This is a genomic window from Streptomyces sp. NPDC091416 (assembly GCF_044756845.1).
GTDB lineage: Bacteria > Actinomycetota > Actinomycetes > Streptomycetales > Streptomycetaceae > Streptomyces.
The window spans coordinates 191,498-209,703 of record NZ_JBIVTU010000013.1; the positions used below are offsets into that span (position 1 = coordinate 191,498).

Annotated in this window: 14 protein-coding genes; 4 read left to right on the forward strand and 10 right to left on the reverse strand. The window is 70.1% G+C overall.

Features of this window, described 5'->3' with window-relative positions:
- Positions 1–120 precede the first annotated feature (120 nt).
- From ACIQMX_RS32435 to ACIQMX_RS32445, 3 genes are all read right to left on the reverse strand, one after another.
- Entirely contained in the window at positions 121–741 is a 621-nt protein-coding gene (locus ACIQMX_RS32435) for a hypothetical protein (RefSeq protein ID WP_363075754.1), read from the reverse strand.
- Positions 742–801: 60 nt separating this feature from the next.
- The gene (locus ACIQMX_RS32440; protein ID WP_363075756.1) at positions 802–1,512 is read right to left on the reverse strand and encodes a ribonuclease HII; all 711 of its coding nucleotides are present in this window, start codon (positions 1,510–1,512) and stop codon (positions 802–804) included.
- Between the two features lie 404 nt (positions 1,513–1,916).
- Complete coding sequence (locus tag ACIQMX_RS32445; RefSeq protein ID WP_402483495.1) at positions 1,917–2,543, reverse strand: TetR/AcrR family transcriptional regulator; 627 nt, start codon at positions 2,541–2,543, stop codon at positions 1,917–1,919.
- Between the two features lie 253 nt (positions 2,544–2,796).
- On the opposite strand from ACIQMX_RS32445, the gene ACIQMX_RS32450 reads away from it, so the two are divergent.
- Positions 2,797–4,341 (forward strand): MFS transporter, encoded by a 1,545-nt coding sequence (locus ACIQMX_RS32450; RefSeq protein ID WP_402483498.1) that lies wholly within the window; start codon positions 2,797–2,799, stop codon positions 4,339–4,341.
- Between the two features lie 262 nt (positions 4,342–4,603).
- Here ACIQMX_RS32450 and ACIQMX_RS32455 read toward each other — a convergent pair whose 3' ends face one another.
- The 4 genes from ACIQMX_RS32455 to ACIQMX_RS32470 all read right to left on the reverse strand — a co-directional run bounded on the left by ACIQMX_RS32455 (position 4,604) and on the right by ACIQMX_RS32470 (position 9,310).
- Positions 4,604–6,478, reverse strand: coding sequence for a DUF4153 domain-containing protein (locus ACIQMX_RS32455; RefSeq protein WP_402483501.1), 1,875 nt, complete (start codon positions 6,476–6,478; stop codon positions 4,604–4,606).
- 514 nt (positions 6,479–6,992) lie between these two features.
- Positions 6,993–7,889, reverse strand: a complete 897-nt coding sequence (locus tag ACIQMX_RS32460) for an ADP-ribosylglycohydrolase family protein (protein ID WP_363075764.1) — start codon at positions 7,887–7,889, stop codon at positions 6,993–6,995.
- 10 nt (positions 7,890–7,899) lie between these two features.
- Positions 7,900–8,559, reverse strand: a complete 660-nt coding sequence (locus ACIQMX_RS32465; RefSeq protein WP_363075766.1) for a histidine phosphatase family protein — start codon at positions 8,557–8,559, stop codon at positions 7,900–7,902.
- 145 nt (positions 8,560–8,704) lie between these two features.
- Positions 8,705–9,310, reverse strand: coding sequence for a YdbC family protein (locus tag ACIQMX_RS32470; protein WP_363075768.1), 606 nt, complete (start codon positions 9,308–9,310; stop codon positions 8,705–8,707).
- 90 nt (positions 9,311–9,400) lie between these two features.
- Between ACIQMX_RS32470 and ACIQMX_RS32475 the strand changes: the two genes are divergently transcribed.
- On the forward strand, positions 9,401–10,357 hold the full coding sequence (locus ACIQMX_RS32475; RefSeq protein ID WP_363075770.1) for a DUF1152 domain-containing protein: 957 nt from the start codon (positions 9,401–9,403) through the stop codon (positions 10,355–10,357).
- A gap of 139 nt (positions 10,358–10,496) precedes the next feature.
- Positions 10,497–11,033 carry a TerD family protein gene (locus tag ACIQMX_RS32480; protein ID WP_363075772.1) on the forward strand — a complete coding sequence of 179 codons (537 nt, stop codon included), beginning with the start codon at positions 10,497–10,499 and terminating at the stop codon, positions 11,031–11,033.
- Between the two features lie 111 nt (positions 11,034–11,144).
- Here the strand turns inward: ACIQMX_RS32480 and ACIQMX_RS32485 are convergent, their stop codons facing one another.
- The gene (locus ACIQMX_RS32485; RefSeq protein WP_363075774.1) at positions 11,145–14,051 is read right to left on the reverse strand and encodes a vitamin B12-dependent ribonucleotide reductase; all 2,907 of its coding nucleotides are present in this window, start codon (positions 14,049–14,051) and stop codon (positions 11,145–11,147) included.
- Positions 14,052–14,216: 165 nt separating this feature from the next.
- On the reverse strand, positions 14,217–14,729 hold the full coding sequence (gene nrdR, locus ACIQMX_RS32490; RefSeq protein WP_363075776.1) for a transcriptional regulator NrdR: 513 nt from the start codon (positions 14,727–14,729) through the stop codon (positions 14,217–14,219).
- 599 nt (positions 14,730–15,328) lie between these two features.
- Here nrdR and lexA point away from each other — a divergent pair.
- Positions 15,329–16,123, forward strand: coding sequence for a transcriptional repressor LexA (gene lexA / locus ACIQMX_RS32495; protein ID WP_363075778.1), 795 nt, complete (start codon positions 15,329–15,331; stop codon positions 16,121–16,123).
- An 84-nt stretch (positions 16,124–16,207) separates the two neighbouring features.
- On the opposite strand, the gene ACIQMX_RS32500 is transcribed toward lexA, so the two are convergent.
- The gene (locus tag ACIQMX_RS32500) at positions 16,208–18,178 is read right to left on the reverse strand and encodes an ATP-dependent DNA helicase (protein ID WP_363075780.1); all 1,971 of its coding nucleotides are present in this window, start codon (positions 18,176–18,178) and stop codon (positions 16,208–16,210) included.
- Positions 18,179–18,206: the final 28 nt, after the last annotated feature.

Here is an 18,206-nt window from a genome sequence, read left to right on the forward strand (position 1 = left end):
TCAGACACCCGCACCGGAGCTGCGTCGCATCCGCTCCGGGTCAGACACCCGCACCGGAGCTGCGTCGCATCCGCTCCGGGTCAGACACCCGCACCGGAGCTGCGTCGCATCCGCTCCGGGTCAGACACCCGCACCGAGCACGGCACTGATCCGCTGCGGATCGCCACAGACGATCAGCAGGGCTCCGGCACGATGCTGCGCCGCCGTGAGGGCAGGTTCGGCGGTGTCGCCGTCGGCACCGTTGACCGCGACGATCACCACCGGCCGCGGCTTCAACCGGTCCAGCGCCGCGGCACCGGCGAAGAACACGTCCTCGCCCGCTTCCTGCTGGGCCCAGTAGGCGGCCTCGCCGAAGGAGAGCTCGTGCGTCGCCCACGGATGCTGCTCACCGGTGGTGAGCACCAGGATGTCGCCGGGTGCGCGACCGGAGTCGAGCAGCAGGTCCACCGCCTCGTCGGCGGCATCCAGCGCACCGTCGGCCGCGGCGGGGATCACCTGGAGCTGGGGTGCGGAACGATTCTCCGGACGGGCCGCCTGGGGCTGGCCGGAGGTGGAGTGCGGGCGCGGCGCCGGGGGCGCGGGCCTCGCGGGGCCGGGACCCGGGCGACCGGGGCGCGGCATGGCCGCGGAACGCGGACCGGGTACGGGACGAGGGGTCGACGCGGTACGGCCTGTGGCCGTGGTGGCGCGGGGACCCTGGACGCTCTCGTGAATCTGAGGCTCCTCGGGGATGAGAGGCATGGGTGGTTGTCTATCAAACGCCGGCGCACGAAGCATCGGCGGGTGGGTACATGTGCGCGATCAGAAGTCGAAGCCGAGCTGGCCCCCGCTTTCCAGTGCGGCCGCCTCGGCGGAGAAGCGGACCTTCTTGAGGTGCTGCCACCTGGGCAGCGCGTCGAGGTAGGACCACGAGAGGCGGTGATGGGCCGTGGGGCCCCGCTCCTCCAGCGCGGCCCTGTGCACAGGGGACGGGTAGCCGGCGTTGGCCTCGAAGGCGAAGTCCGCGTACTCATCGGATTCCGCGCCCAGTTCGGCCATCACGGCGTCCCTGCGGACCTTCGCGATCACCGAGGCCGCGGCAACCGCGATGCAGGACTGATCGCCCTTGATGACCGTGCGCACCTGCCAGGGCAGGCCCAGGTAGTCGTGTTTACCGTCCAGGATCACCGCGTCGGGCCGCACCGGCAGCGCTTCCAGGGCCCGCACGGCGGCGAGCCGGAGCGCTGCGGTCATTCCGAGCTCGTCGATCTCCTGAGGTGTGGCGTCGCCGAGGGCGTACGCCGTGACCCAGCGCTCCAGCAGCGGCGCGAGCTCCGCGCGGCGCTTCGGGCTGATCAGCTTGGAGTCGGTGAGTCCGGGAGGAGGCTTACGGAGGCCGGTGACCGCGGCACACACGGTGACCGGTCCCGCCCACGCTCCGCGTCCGACCTCGTCGACACCGGCGACGGTCTTGGCACCGGTGGTGGCGCGCAGTGAGCGCTCGACGGTGTGCGTGGGTGGTTCGTACGGCATGGCGCCAGCCAGCGTACGCCGCTGGGGGCGCCGAGAACACCCCGGGGCGTACCTGGACCACACATGGACCGGCTTCGTCCGGCGCCCGGCCATCGGACGGAGACGGAATCGGCTCTCACCGGCAGGCGCCGCGAGGCCCGGCCGGACAGGTACCGCGACGCTCGTCCGAGCAGGCGCCGTGAGGCCCGGCCGGAGAGGTACCGCGGGGCCCGCACCCCGGGCACCCGACGCAAGGCTCGGCACGAACGCTCAGCGAGGCCGGGACGCAGCCGCGCAACAGGGGCCGAGCACGGACGCTCAACGGTGCCGCACACGGACGCTCGGCGAGGCGCCGGGACGCAGCCGCTCAACAGGGCCTCAACGAGGCCGGGCACGGACGCTCGGCGAGGCCGGAACGCGGCCGTTCAACGGGGGCCGACGCTGAAGAACGGGACCGCGACCTGATCGATCAGGTCGGCGATGTCTCCGTCCGTCCATTCACTTCCGCACACCTTGCTGCGATACATCATCATCGCGGGAATCACGTCGAAGGCGAGCCCACGCAGCGCGTCGGCGCGCACCTCACCGCGGTCGACCCCCCTGCTCACGACTTCTCGGATGAGGGCGGTCGTCGGCCCGATCACGCCGCTCAGAATCACCGACTGGAACCGTTCCGCCGTATCCGCGTCACATTCGTGAAGGACAGCACGCAGCGCCGAGCCCGACTTGGAGAGCATGGCGTCACGGAGCTCGCAGCACAGTTGGTAGAGATCCTCGCGGATGTTCCCGTGGTCCGGCGCGTCACCGATCGCCGGAAGGGCGCTGCGCAGCGCTTCGGCGACCAGGTCCTCCTTGGAGGACCAGCGCCGGTAGATCGCGGCCTTGCCGGTCTGGGCGCAGGCCGCGACGCCCTCCATCGTCAGCCCGCTCCAGCCGACCGTGCCCAGCCGCTCCAGCGCGGCATCGAGGATCGCGCGTTCCAGCACGGGCCCACGGCGCCTCAGGGACACCACCGGCTGCCGGGCGGCGGCTGCCGATCGCGAAGTAGCCATCAGTTTCTCTCCATCGGAACAGGTCGGCACGCCCGCGCCGGCCGGCCGGTGCTCGGGACCGGACGGTCAGTGGCAGAGCGGGCGTCGCAACGGATCGGCGCGGAACTGAGCAGATCCCGGCCGGGACGGTGGATACGGACACGGCACACCAACGAAGGATTCAGTGAACGCTTGCGTTCACTGAAGGGGACTCACTAACGTTGACGCGACAGTGAACGGATCCGTTCACTAATTCACTTGTGGGGGACCCATAGTGACAACCTCTCAGTTAGAAGCACAGAACGCACCGGGCGCGGCGCGAAGGCAGGGCCGCCCGGGGATCGCCCTGGCCGTCATCGCCGCCTGTCAGTTGATGGTTGTGCTCGATTCCACGATCGTCAACATCGCCCTCCCGCACATCCAGGATGCGCTCAGCTTCTCGACCACCGATCTCTCCTGGGTCCTCAGCGCCTACACGCTCACCTTCGGCGGTCTGCTGCTGCTCGGTGGACGGGCCGGGGACATCCTCGGCCGCCGCCGCGTCTTCATGGCGGGCATCCTGGTCTTCACGCTGGCCTCGCTGCTGGGCGGATTCGCCCAGGAGCCCTGGCAGTTGCTCGCGGCGCGTGCGCTCCAGGGCATCGGTGGCGCCATCGCCTCACCGACCTCACTGGCCCTGATCACCACCACGTTCCCGGAAGGGCCGGAGCGCAACCGCGCGTTCGGCGTCTTCGCCGCGGTGTCCGCAGGAGGCGGGGCGATAGGCCTGCTGGCGGGCGGGCTGCTCACCGAATGGCTCGACTGGCGCTGGGTCTTCTTCGTCAACGTGCCGATCGGCGTACTGATCGCCGTCCTGGCGCCGCTGTACATCAACGAGTCCGAAAGGCATCCGGGCCGCTTCGACATCTCGGGGGCGCTGACCTCGACCCTCGGCATGGCCTCGCTCGTGTACGGATTCATCCGGGCTTCCGAGGAGGGCTGGCGGGATTCCCTGACCCTGGCTTCGTTCGGCGCCGCGGTGATCCTGCTCGCCTCGTTCGTCCTCATCGAGATGCGCGCGAAGGAACCGATCACTCCGCTGCGGATGTTCGCCGACCGCAACCGTTCCGGAACGTACGTCAGTCTGGCCGCGGCCATGTTCGGCATGTTCTTCTTCATCGTGCTGTTCGTGCAGAACGTGCTGGCGTACAGCCCTATCGAGTCGGGCCTGGCGTTCCTGCCCGTGACCGTCGCGATCATCGTGGGAGCGGGGCTCTCGCAACGGTTCCTTCCGGTGCTCGGGCCCAAACCGTTCATGGTCACGGGCTCGGCGCTCACCGGCGTGGGCCTGCTCTGGCTCACGTTCATCTCTCCTGACAGCAGCTACCTCTCCGGCGTCCTGGGCCCGATGCTCATCTTCGGCTTCGGCATGGGACTGAACTTCGTGACCCTCACGCTGACGGCGGTCTCCGGCGTCGCCCAGCACGAGGCCGGGGCCGCCTCCAGCCTGCTCAACGCGAGCCAGCAGGTGGGCGGTTCGCTGGGGCTCTCCATCCTGGTCACGGTCTTCGGTACGGCGAGCCGCAACGAAGCGGAAAAGCAGGTTCCGCAGTTCCTGGCGCAGGCGTCACCGGAGCAGAAGGCGGAGTTCGCCAAGACGCGGGAACTGCCCGGAAGCTGGGGTCACGCGGTGCTCTCCCAAGGCATATCGACCGCGTTCCTCGCTGCGGTGGCCATGGCAGGACTCGCCCTGCTGACCGCACTGGTGGTGATCCGGGTGCGGAAGAGCGATCTGGAGGCGCTGAGCGGAAAGGCGGCGGCAGGAGGACCGGCGGCCTGAGGGCTGTCCCGGCCGGCAGAGGCTCAGGTGTGCAGACGGCCGCCCGGGCAGGCTCAGATGTACGAACGGCCGCCCGGGCAGGCTCAGGTGTGCGGACGGCCGCCCGGGCAGGCTCGGATGTACGGACGAGGTCCGGCAGGCTCGGATGTACGGACGAGGTCCGGCGCGACCGGGAACGGCATCGTCGGAAGCCGTACGGACCACCGGAGACGGACCGCCCCGAGGGACGGCGGCCCGCTTCCGGTGCGTTGCGCTACGGCGATCAGTACGGGTCGTAGGGGTCGTACGGGTCGTCCCCGTCGCCGCGTTCGCTCCCGTTGTCCCCCGAGCCGAGACCGCTGCACTCCCCCGTGCGGTATCCGGGATCCCAGTCCCCGAGGATGTCCCGGGCCCTCGCCTCGCCCCAGCTCGTGGCGTACCAGGGTTCGTCCGAACTGCGCAGCGACCGCTGGATCTTCTCCAGCGCGCAGGAGCGCAGGGGCTCCGGGAGGGTGTCGAGCGCCGGCACGGCATCGGCCGAGAGACCGCGGAGGTACTCGATGTCGATCGAGTGATGGCGGTCGTAGCGCGCGACGTTCTGCTCCGCGATCAGGCCGTCGGGAGAGATGAGCCCGAACGCCAGGACGCCTACGGCCGCGCTCGCCGCGACGGCGCGCGGCAGCATCTTCGCGCCGAAGGCCCCGGCCGCCATGATCAGCACGAGGACCACACCGAGCCACAGCTCGACCGCCGCCACGGAGATCCGCAGCCTGGTCAGGCCGTAGGCGTCGACGTAGAGGTCCATGCGTCGCAGCGCGGAGGCGACCACGACGAGCGTGAGCAGGCACAGCGTGCCGAGCACTGCGCGTACGAGCGTACGGTCGCGTGCTCCGCCGCGCGGCGCCCAGCGCAGCGCGAGCGCGATGACCAGCAGGGTGAGGAGCGTGGCCCAGAGCAGCTGCCAGAAGCCTTCGCGTGCGTACTGGGAGTAGCTGAGATCGGTCTCGGCCATCACCTTGTCGTACCCGCCGAGCAGCACGGTGAGCTGGATGGCGAGGAAGGCGGCGAAGAGCAGGTTCAGAACGACGAGCGGCAGGGCCCACTCCAGCCGCCCGCGCGCCTTGCCCGGGCGCACCGTCAGACCGTCCCAGCGCACGGGTGCGGCCGCGGTGTACGCGGCCGCGAGCGCGCCGACGAGGCCGAGCAGGCCGAGGAAGAACCGCCACGGACTGTCACCGATGGACACATCGGGCATCAGGCTGCCGAGTACATCGGCGAACGCCGCGTCGGCGCTGGCGAAGAGCGCCCCGAACACGATCAGCAGGACGACCGCCACGACCGTGGACCGGAAGACCACGCCCCAGCGCCCCCGGGAGCCCGCCATCCGGTCGCGGACACCGCGGGCGCCCCAGCCCAGCGACTCGGCGACGGACGTGAGCAGCCCCAGCGAACCGAGGAACATCCCGAGCCAGCTCCGGCTGCCGTGCAGCGCGAGCGACCCGAGCGCGAACGCGGACACGAGGGCGAGGAAGCTCGGCCAGCCGGCGTCGCGGAGCGCCGGAACGACGAGCAGGGCCAGCCCGCCGATCGCCCATACGGCAGTCCAGGGGCGCAGCCGGCGGGCAGCCGCGCGGGCGGCGAAGTACGCCGCGAGCGCTGCGGGGACCGCCACGACGAGCAGGTTCAGGCCGATGCCCTCGCCGAGCAGCAGGGCGCTGAGCAGTCCGGTGGCGAGCACGGCCCAGAGCGTGGCGCCCGGTACGGCTCCCGGCTTGACCGGGCGGAGCTTCGAAAGCTCCGAGGGCTTCGGCCGGGGATGCCCCCACGGGTTGGGCTGCGGCGGCCGCGGGTGCTGCGCGTAGGCCGGGACCTTCGGAGGCTGCGGCCCGATGTCGCGCGGCTGCGGGACCGCGGGGACCTCGGGCTGCTGCGCGTGATGAGGCGGCTGCGGTGCTGTGGCGGGCCCACGTGCCGTACCTCCCGACACCGCCCCGGTGGCGTTCTCGGGCCGGGACGAAGCGGCCGGCTCGGCCGGCGTCCCCGCCGGACCGGCCTCCCCGGATGCCGGAGCCTCGGCAGGTATCGGCTCCGCCTCCGCTGCCTCCGGTGTCCGGGGCGCAGGCTCCGGCCGGGGTGATTCTGGCGTGTGATCTGACACGGGACCCCTCCCCACCGGGATCCGCTCGCGCGAGCCCTGGGCAGCGCGGCCCCCCGGCGTCTCATTCGGTGCGCACCCGTCGTGATGATCACCGCGGGCGGCGTGGCCGAAAGAGTAACCCCCCGTGACGGCTGTCAGCCGTACGGGGCAACGCTGTGGCAGTTCCGTGACAGTCGGACGCGCAAGACGGCACGCCGCGACACCCGGTAGGCGTGTGACGCTGCGGCACCCGGTGGGCATGTGGCGCGCCGCGACACCCGGCAGGCCGTGAAAGGCGGCCCGGCCTACCCGTCACCCGGCCGAGCTCGGAAACCGGCCTGCAACACCCGGCCACGGCCGGAACGCAGCCCGCATCTCACCCCGCCGAACCCGGCAAGCCGCTTACACCACCCGGCCCCGCCCGGAACGCACCCCACGCGTCATCCCGCCTGGCACGAAAGGCCCGCCCACCGCGTCACCCCGCCAGGCACGAAAGGCCGCCCACCGCGGCATCTCTCCAGGCACGCGAGGCCGCCTACCGCGGCATCCAGTCGGGCAGCTCCTCCGTCTGCGCCGTCCACTCCGCCGGCGGGGCACCCGCCGCGCCCGACGCGACCACTCCGCCGACGATCGCGCACGTCGTGTCGACGTCTCCGCCGGCCTGGGCGGTCACCCAGAAGGCCTGCTCGAAATCTCCGAGACTGCGTGCCGCGGACCAGAGGGCGAAGGGAACCGTGTCGTGCGCGCTCGTACGGCGTCCATTGCCGAGGACCGCGGCGACCGTGCCCGCGTCCTTGTAGTCCAGCATGTCGCGGGCCCTGCGCAGCCCGGCGCCGACCGCGCTGCGCGGCACGAGCGCGATCACGCCGTCCAGGAGATCCGCCGGCGTCGGCGGGCCGGTGGGCGCGGCGGCGAGCGAGGCGGCCGCCGCGACCGCCATGGCGCCGACGACGGCTTCCCGGTGCTGGTGCGTGGTGTACGAGGAGATCTCGGCCTGGTGCGTGGCCTGCTCGGGGTCGTCCGCGTACCAGGCGCCGAGCGGTGCGATGCGCATCGACGAGCCGTTGCCCCACGACCCCTGGCCCTGGAAGAGCGCGGAGGCCAGCTCGCGCCAGTCCCCGCCTTCCCGGACCAGCCTGAGCAGGCGGTTCACCGCGGGGCCGTACCCCCGGTCGAAGTCGTGGTGCACCGCGAAGGAGCGGGCGAGTGCGTCCTGGTCGATACGGCCGTGCTTCCGCAGCACGGCCAGCACCGAGGCGGCCATCTCGGTGTCGTCGGTCCACTGCCAGGGCCCGGGGGGCAGGGCGCGGTCCTTGAGGAGCGGATAGTTGGCGGGCACGAAGAACTGGGAGCCCAGCGCGTCCCCCACGGAGAGGCCACGCAGGCTGGCAAGGGCGCGTTCGAAGCGCTGGTCGGAAGCGGATTCGGTCATCGCTTCCACTCTATCCGGTGATGCCGTACGGCTCAGGAGTGCGCCAGCGCTCGAACGGCCTGTCCAGCGTGTAGCGGCCGTCCCTGCCGAGGACCAGCGTCCGGGATTCCCCGTTGTCGGGATTGGACAGCGATTCGAATTCGGCCACGGACCAGTGGAACCAGCGCATGCAGAACAGCCGCATGGTCAGTCCGTGCGTGACCAGCAGGACGTTCGGGGGGTGGTCGGGGTCCTCGAAGCTCCGGTAAAGGCTTTCCAGGAAGGAACCGACCCGGTCGTACACGTCCGCGCCCGATTCGCCCTGCGCGAAGCGGTAGAAGAAGTGCCCGTAGGCGTCCCGGTACGCCTTCTGGAGGCGCACGTCGTCCCGGTCCTGCCAGTTCCCCCAGTCCTGCTCACGCAGCCGGGGCTCCTCGCGCACCCGGACGCGCTCCGGATCCAGCTCCAGGGACCTGAACGTCTCGTGCGTCCGGCGATAGGGCGAGACGTACACGCTGACCCGCTCCCCGCCGAAGAGCTCGCGCAGCCGCACCCCGGTCTCGTGGGACTGCCGCAGTCCGGTCGGGGTAAGCCTCAGCGCGTGATCGGGCTCGCGCTCGTACACGGTGTCGTCGGCGTTGCCTTCGGACTCACCGTGCCTGACGAGGACAATGCGTTGCGGTCTTGCCATGTACCGACCCTAGATCGAGTCGCGGCCGTTCGAGCAATTGTCCGGAACTCGACGGTGCATGTCGCGCACGAACCCGTGGCCGCAGGCCGCCTCGGCCGGTCGCACGGTCCACGCCGGCCGGTCGCACGGTCCATGCCTCGGCCGGTCACACGGTCCATGCCGTTTCGAGCTGCACGACATCACCGGCGAGCGAGATGACGTCGTCCTCGGTCTGTGCCCGTTGCGAGAGCCGTTCGGCACTCGACGGCCGGTACTTGCCACGCTCCGCGCTCGACTGCCACATCGACAGGGTCAGGAACTCGTGCCCGGGCGCCTCCCCGAACACTCCGCGCAGCATCCCGGGCGATCCGGCCATCGCCGGATTCCACACCCGCTGCTGCATCAGCGCGAAGTGCTCGACACGGTCCTCGTGCACCCTGCTGTGCGCCACCCTGACCACGTCCGCGTCCGTGAAGTGCGGCTCGAAGCCGGTCTTCACGTCGAAGCGGTACTCGAACAGTTTGACCTGGATGTCGTTGCACGTACCGACCTGGGCCGCGGCCAGTGCGTCGTGCCCGCGCGCCATGAACGAGTCGTAGAACACCCTGTTCTCCCAGAACGCGAAGACATGGGCCACCTCCGGCCGGCTGCGGCTCCAGCCGCCGCCCTGCCCCCTGAACCCCGGCTCACCCAGCAGCCCCGCCCACTTCCGCTGCCCCCGCTCGAAACCGCGACGGTCTCCCACACTGCAGCGAATCCACTTGACCAGCACCGCATCATCGTACGGGTGATGGACGTGGCGTGGGTCACGCTCCGACGGAGTACATCAGAACCGGTCACCGGTGATCACACAATGATCTCCATGACCTCGCTGCACACCAACCCGCTGTTCGACCGCCTCGATGGGGCGGAGCGGATCCTCGTCGCCGGCGCGGGCGGCGGCTTCGACATCTACGCCGGTCTTCCCCTCGCGCTCTCCCTGATCCACCGGAACAAGCAGGTGCAGTTCGCCAATCTGTCCTTCAGCGCCCTCGAAGGCCTCCCCCTCGACTCCTGGCTCGCCCCCGACCTCGCCGTCATCACCCCCGAAACCTCCCTCCACCAGGCGTACTTCCCGGAACGGACCCTCGCGCAGTGGCTCACCCTGCACGGCTACCCGGGCCGCGTCCACGCCCTGTCCCGTACGGGCGTCCAGCCGCTGCGCGACGCCTACCGCGCGCTGATCGAGCGGTACGACATCGACGCCGTCGTTCTCGTCGACGGCGGTACGGACATCCTGATGCGGGGCGACGAATCCGGCCTGGGCACTCCGGAGGAGGACCTGACCAGCGTCGCGGCGCTCGCCGCTGTCGAGGGGCCGGACCGGCTGGTCGTCTCCATCGGGTTCGGCGTCGACGCCTACCACGGCGTGAGCCACGGTCTCGTCCTGGAGAACATCGCCGCACTCGACCGTGACGGCGCGTATCTGGGCGCGTTCTCCGTGCCCCGCACGACCCGCGAGGGCGCGCTGTTCGTCGACGCGGTCGCCCACGCCCAGGAACACACACCCGATCATCCGAGCATCGTCAACGGATCCATCGCCGCGGCGGTCAGGGGAGAGTTCGGAGATGTCCGGTTCACCTCACGCACCAGCAACAGCGAGCTCTTCATCAATCCTCTGATGTCGCTGTACTTCGCCTTCGAGCTGGAGGGAGTGGCCCGCAACTGCCTCTATCTCGACCGCATCGAGCACACCCACCTCATACGTCAGGTCAGCAGCGCGATCGAGGCCTTCCGCGACGAGGTGCGCACCCGTCCACCACGGCGGATCCCGCACTGAGACCCGTGGCCCCACCATGGCCCGATTGCACCCCTCACCCCCAAGCCGGTTGGTTCCGGGGGCCGTTGCGGACATGATCGGGTGATAGAACCGGAGCGACGGCCCCCAGCGACGGCCCCGCGTGAAGGAGCGAAGTCGGATGAGCACTCCCAACAAGGACATCGAGAAGGTCGAGGTCAGAGTCAAGTGGGATCCCAGCCCGCACGGCGAGCCCGCCAACGATCTCGACATCATCGCGGCGACCTATCCGGCCGAGGAGCCGTACGGCGACCCCGCGTACCTCGTGCACTTCGACAGCCGCGCGCCCGACGGCACCATCACGCTCAACCGTGACAGCAGGACCGGTCAGGGCCTGGGGTTCGACGAGGTCATGACGCTGGAGCTGGACCGGCTCTCGGAGGCGTACTCCCGGGTCGTCGTCGGCGTCGCCATACAGCAGCGCGACGGCCACAAGACGTTCGGGGCCATAGAGAACACCGGCGTGCAGATCCGTGAGGGGTACACCAGCCTCGCCGAGGACGACTTCTCGACGGTGCCCACGGCCACGGCGGCCGTCGTCGGCGAGTTCGTGCGGGACTCCTCGGGGGTCTGGCTGTTCCACGACACGGTACGGGGATTCGACGGGGACGCCGACTCGTTCGCCGCCGCCATGGGAACCCGTCCGTCCGGGACCTGACCCAGCGGTTCGGGCCGGGGCACAGCGAAGGGGCGGGCAGGAACTCCGCGATCGGAGTCCTGCCCGCCCCTTTCGGTGAAGCGGCGGCCCCTTCCGGGGCATCCGGTTCGGTCAGCTGCAGCCGCTGGTCGAGCCGCAGCCCTCGCAGATGTAGCAGGAACCGGCGCGCTGCATCTTCGTACCGCACGAGAAGCAGAGCGGGGCGTCGGCGCTGATGCCGAGCTGCATCTCGACGAGCTCCGCCGAGGTGTGCGCCGTCTTCGGGGCCGGCGTGCCGGCCTCCTCGACGGTGGTGACCACCTTCAGCGGCTCCGGCCGCTCGGCCGGAGCGGCCTGGACCAGGTTCTCGGCCTCCAGCTGCTCCTCCTCGAACGACGGCTCGTAGGAGCCGGTGTCCAGGTGACGCTGACGCTCCTCGGCGGAGTGGATGCCGAGGGCCGAGCGGGTCTCGAACGGCAGGAAGTCCAGCGCCAGGCGACGGAAGATGTAGTCGACGATCGACTGCGCCATCCGCACGTCCGGGTCGTCCGTCATGCCGGCCGGCTCGAAGCGCATGTTGGTGAACTTCGAGACGTACGTCTCCAGCGGAACGCCGTACTGCAGACCGACCGAGACGGCGATGGAGAAGGCGTCCATCATGCCCGCGAGGGTCGAACCCTGCTTGGACATCTTCAGGAAGACCTCGCCCAGACCGTCGTCCGGGTAGGAGTTGGCGGTCATGTAACCCTCGGCGCCACCCACCGTGAAGGAGGTGGTGATGCCGGGACGGCCCTTGGGCAGACGCTTGCGGACCGGGCGGTACTCGACGACCTTCTCGACCGCGGTACGGATGGTGTCCTCGGCCTTGGCGGTGACCGCCTCCTTCTCCTTCTCCTTGGTCTTCGCGGAGAGGGGCTGGCCGACCTTGCAGTTGTCGCGGTAGATCGCGAGCGCCTTGACGCCCAGCTTCCACGCCTCGAAGTAGACCTCTTCGACGTCCTCGACGGTGGCCGTCTCCGGCAGGTTCACCGTCTTGGAGAGCGCGCCGGAGATCCACGGCTGGATGGCCGCCATCATCCGGACGTGGCCCATCGCGGAGATGGAACGCTCGCCCATCGCGCAGTCGAAGACCTCGTAGTGCTCGGTCTTCAGGCCGGGGGCGTCGATCACGTTGCCGTGCTCGGCGATGTGGGCGACGACCGCCTCGATCTGCTCCTCCTGGTAACCCAGGCGGCGCAGGGCCTGCGGCACGGTGCCGTTGACGATCTGCATCGAGCCGCCGCCGACCAGCTTCTTGAACTTGACCAGGGCGAGGTCGGGCTCGAGACCGGTGGTGTCGCAGGACATCGCGAGACCGATGGTGCCGGTGGGAGCGATGACCGACGCCTGCGCGTTACGGAAACCGTTCTTGGCGCCGAGCCGGATGACGTCCTGCCAGGCCTCCGTCGCGGCGGCCCAGATCGGGTTGTCGAGATCGTCGGCGTGCACGGCCACGGCGTTGGCGTCGGCGTGCTGCTTCATGACGCGCTGGTGCGGCTCGGCGTTGCGGGCGTAGCCGTCGTACGGGCCGACGACCGCGGCCAGTTCCGCGGAGCGCTTGTACGAGGTGCCGGTCATCAGCGAGGTGATGGCGCCGGCGAGCGCGCGGCCGCCGTCGCTGTCGTACGCGTGGCCGGTCGCCATCAGCAGCGCGCCGAGGTTGGCGTAGCCGATGCCCAGCTGGCGGAAGGCGCGGGTGTTCTCACCGATCTTCTCGGTGGGGAAGTCCGCGAAGCAGATGGAGATGTCCATCGCGGTGATGACCAGCTCGACGACCTTGGCGAAGCGCTCGGACTCGAAGGACTGGCGGCCCAGGCCGTCGTCCTTGAGGAACTTCATCAGGTTCAGCGAGGCGAGGTTGCACGAGGTGTTGTCCAGGTGCATGTACTCGCTGCACGGGTTCGAGCCGTTGATCCGGCCGGACTCCGGGCAGGTGTGCCAGGCGTTGATGGTGTCGTCGTACTGGATGCCCGGGTCGGCGCAGGCCCAGGCGGCCTCGGCCATCTTGCGGAAGAGGGACTTGGCCTCGACCTCTTCGATGACGTCCCCGGTCATCCGGGCGCGCAGCCCGAACTTGCCGCCGGACTCGACGGCCTTCATGAACTCGTCGTTCACGCGGACCGAGTTGTTGGCGTTCTGGTACTGGACGGACGTGATGTCGTCGCCGCCCAGGTCCATGTCGAAGCCCGCGTCACGCAGGGCGCGGATCTTCTCCTCCTCCTTCACCTTGGTCTCGATGAAGTTCTCGATGTCGGGGTGGTCGACGTCGAGAATGACCATCTTGGCCGCACGACGGGTGGCGCCACCGGACTTGATCGTTCCGGCGGACGCGTCTGCGCCCCGCATGAAGGAGACCGGGCCGGAGGCGTTGCCGCCCGAGGAGAGGAGCTCCTTGGAGGAGCGGATACGGGAGAGGTTCAGGCCGGCGCCGGAGCCGCCCTTGAAGATCATTCCCTCTTCCTTGTACCAGTCGAGGATCGACTCCATGGAGTCGTCGACGGCCAGGATGAAGCAGGCGGAGACCTGCTGCGGCTGGGGCGTGCCGACGTTGAACCAGACCGGCGAGTTGAAGCTGAAGATCTGGTGCAGGAGGGCGTACGCCAGCTCGTGCTCGAAGATCTCGGCGTCCGCGGGAGAGGCGAAGTAGTTGTAGTCCTCGCCGGCCTTCCGGTACGTCTTCACGATCCGGTCGATCAGCTGCCGCAGACCGGTCTCGCGCTGAGGGGTGCCGACAGCTCCGCGGAAGTACTTGCTGGTGACGATGTTGACCGCGTTCACCGACCAGAAGTCGGGGAACTCGACGCCACGCTGCTCGAAGTTGATCGAGCCGTCGCGCCAGTTGGTCATGACGACGTCACGGCGCTCCCACGCCACCTCGTCGTACGGATGCACGCCGGGAGTGGTGTGGATGCGCTCGATACGCAGGCCCTGCTTGGTCGCAGTCGACTTGGCTCCCTTGGTGCGGGAACCTCGTGCCGGGCCGCTCGCCGTCTCTGTCATGCCGCCTCCCATATGTGGGCAAAAACGCCCTGAAGTGCCGAGAACTTCCCCGGGCACAGTGTGTGTCTGATGCTTCGGACGCCGCGCTCCTCGTGCGCCGCCCGGAACAGGTCCAGGTGCCGGGCCGCAGCCGATCCTCGGATCAGCGGCGCCGGCGGGTGCCGCTCAGTCGGCGGCGACGGCGGGTGCGGGGACCTCGATGGTCTCGCCGCTCCCGCATCCTTGTACGGGAGGCCGCCGCTCGCGGAGTTCCACGATGGCGGCCTCGAAGTCTTCGAGGCTGTCGAACGCCCGGTAGACGGACGCGAACCGCAGGTACGCGACGAGGTCGAGTTCCTGCAGGGGGCCGAGAATGGCCAGACCCACGTCGTGAGTGGTCAGCTCGGCGCTGCCGGTGGCGCGCACCGCCTCCTCGACCCGCTGGCCGAGCTTGGCGAGGGCGTCCTCGGTGACCGGCCGCCCCTGGCACGCCTTGCGCACGCCGGAGATGACCTTGGTGCGGCTGAAGGGCTCGGTGACACCGCTGCGCTTGACCACCATGAGCGAGCACGTCTCCACCGTCGTGAAACGGCGGGAGCAGTCGGGGCACTGGCGACGCCTGCGGATCGAGGTCCCGTCGTCGGTGGTGCGACTGTCGACGACCCGGCTGTCGGGGTGCCTGCAGAAGGGGCAGTGCATGGCTCCCAACCCTCCTTCACAGCACGACTGAATAGCCTCTTCAGGCCCGGTGAGGGGCCCTCGAAGCGGTCTCAAGCATAGGCGATGACCACACCCCCGACGGACGGGGACCACAACCTCTGGGTGGCTGCAGCAATCCAACCACTAGATCTTGGGTTTGGTCGCGCATTTGGCCCTGGCGCGTGTCGTGCGTCCGACATGGCCGGAAGGCAGCGTACGACCGACCACGAGGGTACGGGAAGCGCGCGGCACGACCGAGTGCGGGGCGACCCGTCCCGCGCCGTGCGGGCGAGGGTCCGGACACGCCCGCGCCCGCCGCGGGAGACCCGGACCGCGACCCCGCGCGCCGCCGCCGCGAGCACGGAGGGTAACGTCGTGTCCGAATTGCCGGAACGTCCGCGACCGCGGTTTCCCGCCCGGCACAAGGACGGGAGACCGTCCCTCCCTGCAGCGCAGCACCTCTCCCGGCTTCGCTCATACACCCGGAACTGAACACTCGGCAGACTTTTTTTCGTTTTTCACTCGAACGTGTGTTTGGCGCAACCTTTCGAAAGCTACTACCGTTGTCCAGCTAGGGAGACCATTCGAGAGGGGCCGACGTGACCACCACCGCAGACAGTGCCATCATCACTGCCCAGGACCGCTCCCAGAGCCGACTCGAGCCGGTGCATGCCATGAATGACTCAGTCACGAACACGGAGGGGCCGGAGCCCACGCGTCCAGCGCGCTCGCTGCCCGGACGACCTCCCGGAATCCGGGCAGACAGCTCGGGGCTCACGGACCGGCAGCGGCGAGTGATCGAAGTCATCCGGGACTCCGTGCAGCGGCGGGGTTACCCCCCGTCGATGCGGGAGATCGGTCAGGCGGTGGGCCTTTCCAGCACGTCCTCCGTCGCACATCAGCTGATGGCTCTGGAGCGCAAGGGCTTCCTGCGCCGCGACCCCCACCGCCCGCGGGCGTACGAGGTGCGCGGCTCCGACCAGCCGAGCACACAGCCCACGGACACCACCGGGAAGCCCGCCGCGTCGTACGTGCCGCTGGTCGGCCGGATCGCGGCCGGCGGGCCCATCCTCGCCGAGGAGTCGGTGGAGGACGTGTTCCCTCTCCCCCGCCAGCTCGTCGGGGACGGAGAGCTCTTCGTGCTGAAGGTCGTCGGTGACTCGATGATCGAAGCGGCGATCTGCGACGGGGACTGGGTCACCGTACGACGCCAGCCCGTGGCGGAGAACGGCGACATCGTGGCCGCCATGCTGGACGGCGAGGCCACGGTCAAGCGCTTCAAGCGCGAGGACGGCCATGTGTGGCTGCTCCCGCACAACTCCGCGTACCAGCCGATTCCCGGCGACGAGGCGACGATCCTCGGCAAGGTCGTGGCGGTGCTGCGGCGGGTGTGAAGCCCCGCCGCCACCCGTGAGGGCCCCTGGTATCCGCTGTACGGATCCCAGGGGCCCTGGCCATGTCCCCCGGCGCTGCGTGGGCTACTTCGCCTCGGCCTTGGCCGCCGCGTCGATCGCGGCGAGCGAGCGGCGTGCCTGGTTCGGGTCGGTCGTGTACCAGAAGTCGGGGAGCGAGGCGCGCAGATAGCTGCCGTACCTGGCATTGGCCAGGCGCGGGTCGAGCACGGCGACGACGCCCTTGTCCCCGGTGGCCCGGACCAGCCGGCCGGCACCCTGGGCCATCAGCAACGCCGCGTGCGTGGCGGCCACGGCCATGAAGCCGTTGCCCCCGGCCTCCTCGACGGCCTTCTGTCGCGCGCTCATCAGCGGATCGTCCGGCCGGGGGAACGGGATCCGGTCCATGACCACCAGCTGACAGCTCGCACCGGGGACGTCGACACCCTGCCAGAGCGAGAGCGTGCCGAAGAGACAGGTCTCGGGGTCGGCCGCGAAGTTCTTGATCAGCTCCCCCAGGGTCTCCTCGCCCTGGAGCAGGATCGGCTTCTCCAGTCGGCCCCGCAGCTCCTCGGCGGCGGCCTGGGCCGCCCGCATCGAGGAGAACAGCCCGAGCGTGCGCCCGCCCGCGGCTTCCACCAGCTCGGCGAGTTCATCCAGCATGTCGGTGCGGGATCCCTCCCGGCCGGGGGTCGCCAGATGCCGGGCGACGTACAGGATCCCCTGCTTCGGGTAGTCGAAGGGCGAGCCGACGTCGAGGCCCTTCCACTGCGGGATGTCGTCGCCCGCGGTGCCCTCCGGGGAGAGCCCGAGGGACGCGCCCACGCCGTTGAAGTCCCCGCCGAGCTTGAGGGTCGCCGAGGTGAGGACCACGGAGCGGTCGGCGAAGAGCTTCTCGCGCAGCAGACCGGAGACGGAGAGCGGGGCGACCCGCACGGACGCGCCGAAGCGGTCGTGACGCTCGAACCAGACGACGTCGTACTCGGAGCCCTGCGTGATGCGCTCGGCCACGCCATGGATGGTCTCCACCGAGGCGAGCGCCTGCTTGCGGACCGCGTCCTCGTCCGCGACGGACTTGTCGCGGGTGGAGCCGAGCGCGGTGATCACCGTGCGAGCGGCGTCCCGCAGCGCCATCAGCGCGTATCCGAGGTCCTCGGGCACTTCCTCCAGCCGGCCGGGCAGGGCCAGCTCCATGACCCGCTCGAACCCCTCCGAAGCCGTCTGCAGCGCGTCGGCGGCCTTCTCGTTGACCAGCTTCGCCGCCCGGCGCACCGCGCGGTTGACCTGGCCGGGCGTGAGCTCGCCGGTGGCCACTCCGGTGACCCGGGAGACCAGCTCATGGGCCTCGTCGACGATCAGTACCTCGTGGCTCGGAAGCACCGGCGCGCCCTCGATGGCGTCGATGGCCAGAAGCGCGTGGTTCGTCACCACCACGTCGGCGAGCTTGGCGCGCTCGCGAGCCTGCTCCGCGAAGCACTCGGCCCCGTACGCACACTTGGTGGCGCCCAGGCACTCCCGGGAGGAGACGGAGATCTGCGCCCAGGCCCGGTCCGAGACGCCGGGGGTGAGGTCGTCCCGGTCGCCCGTCTCCGTCTCGTCCGCCCAGTCCCGCATGCGCAGCAGGTCCTGGCCGAGCTTGCTCGACGGCGCGGCCGCCTCGAACTGGTCGAAGAGCCCTTCTTCCTCCTCCTGCGGCACGCCCTCGTGGAGGCGGTGCAGGCAGAGGTAGTTCGACCGGCCCTTGAGCATGGCGAACTGCGGGCGGCGGCGCAGCAGCGGATGCAGGGCGTCGACCGTACGCGGAAGGTCGCGCTCCACGAGCTGGCGCTGCAGGGCCAGCGTGGCCGTGGCCACCACGACGCGCTCGCCGTGCGCCAGGGCGGGCACCAGATAGCCGAGCGACTTGCCCGTGCCGGTGCCCGCCTGGACGAGCAGGTGGGATTGGTCGTCCACGGCCTCGGCGACGGCACCGGCCATGGCGGCCTGGCCGGGTCGCTCCGTACCGCCGACGGCGGTCACGGCGGCGTGCAGGAGCTCGGGGAGAGATGGCTTCGTCATAGCCCGGCCAGCCTACGGGGCGCCGCTG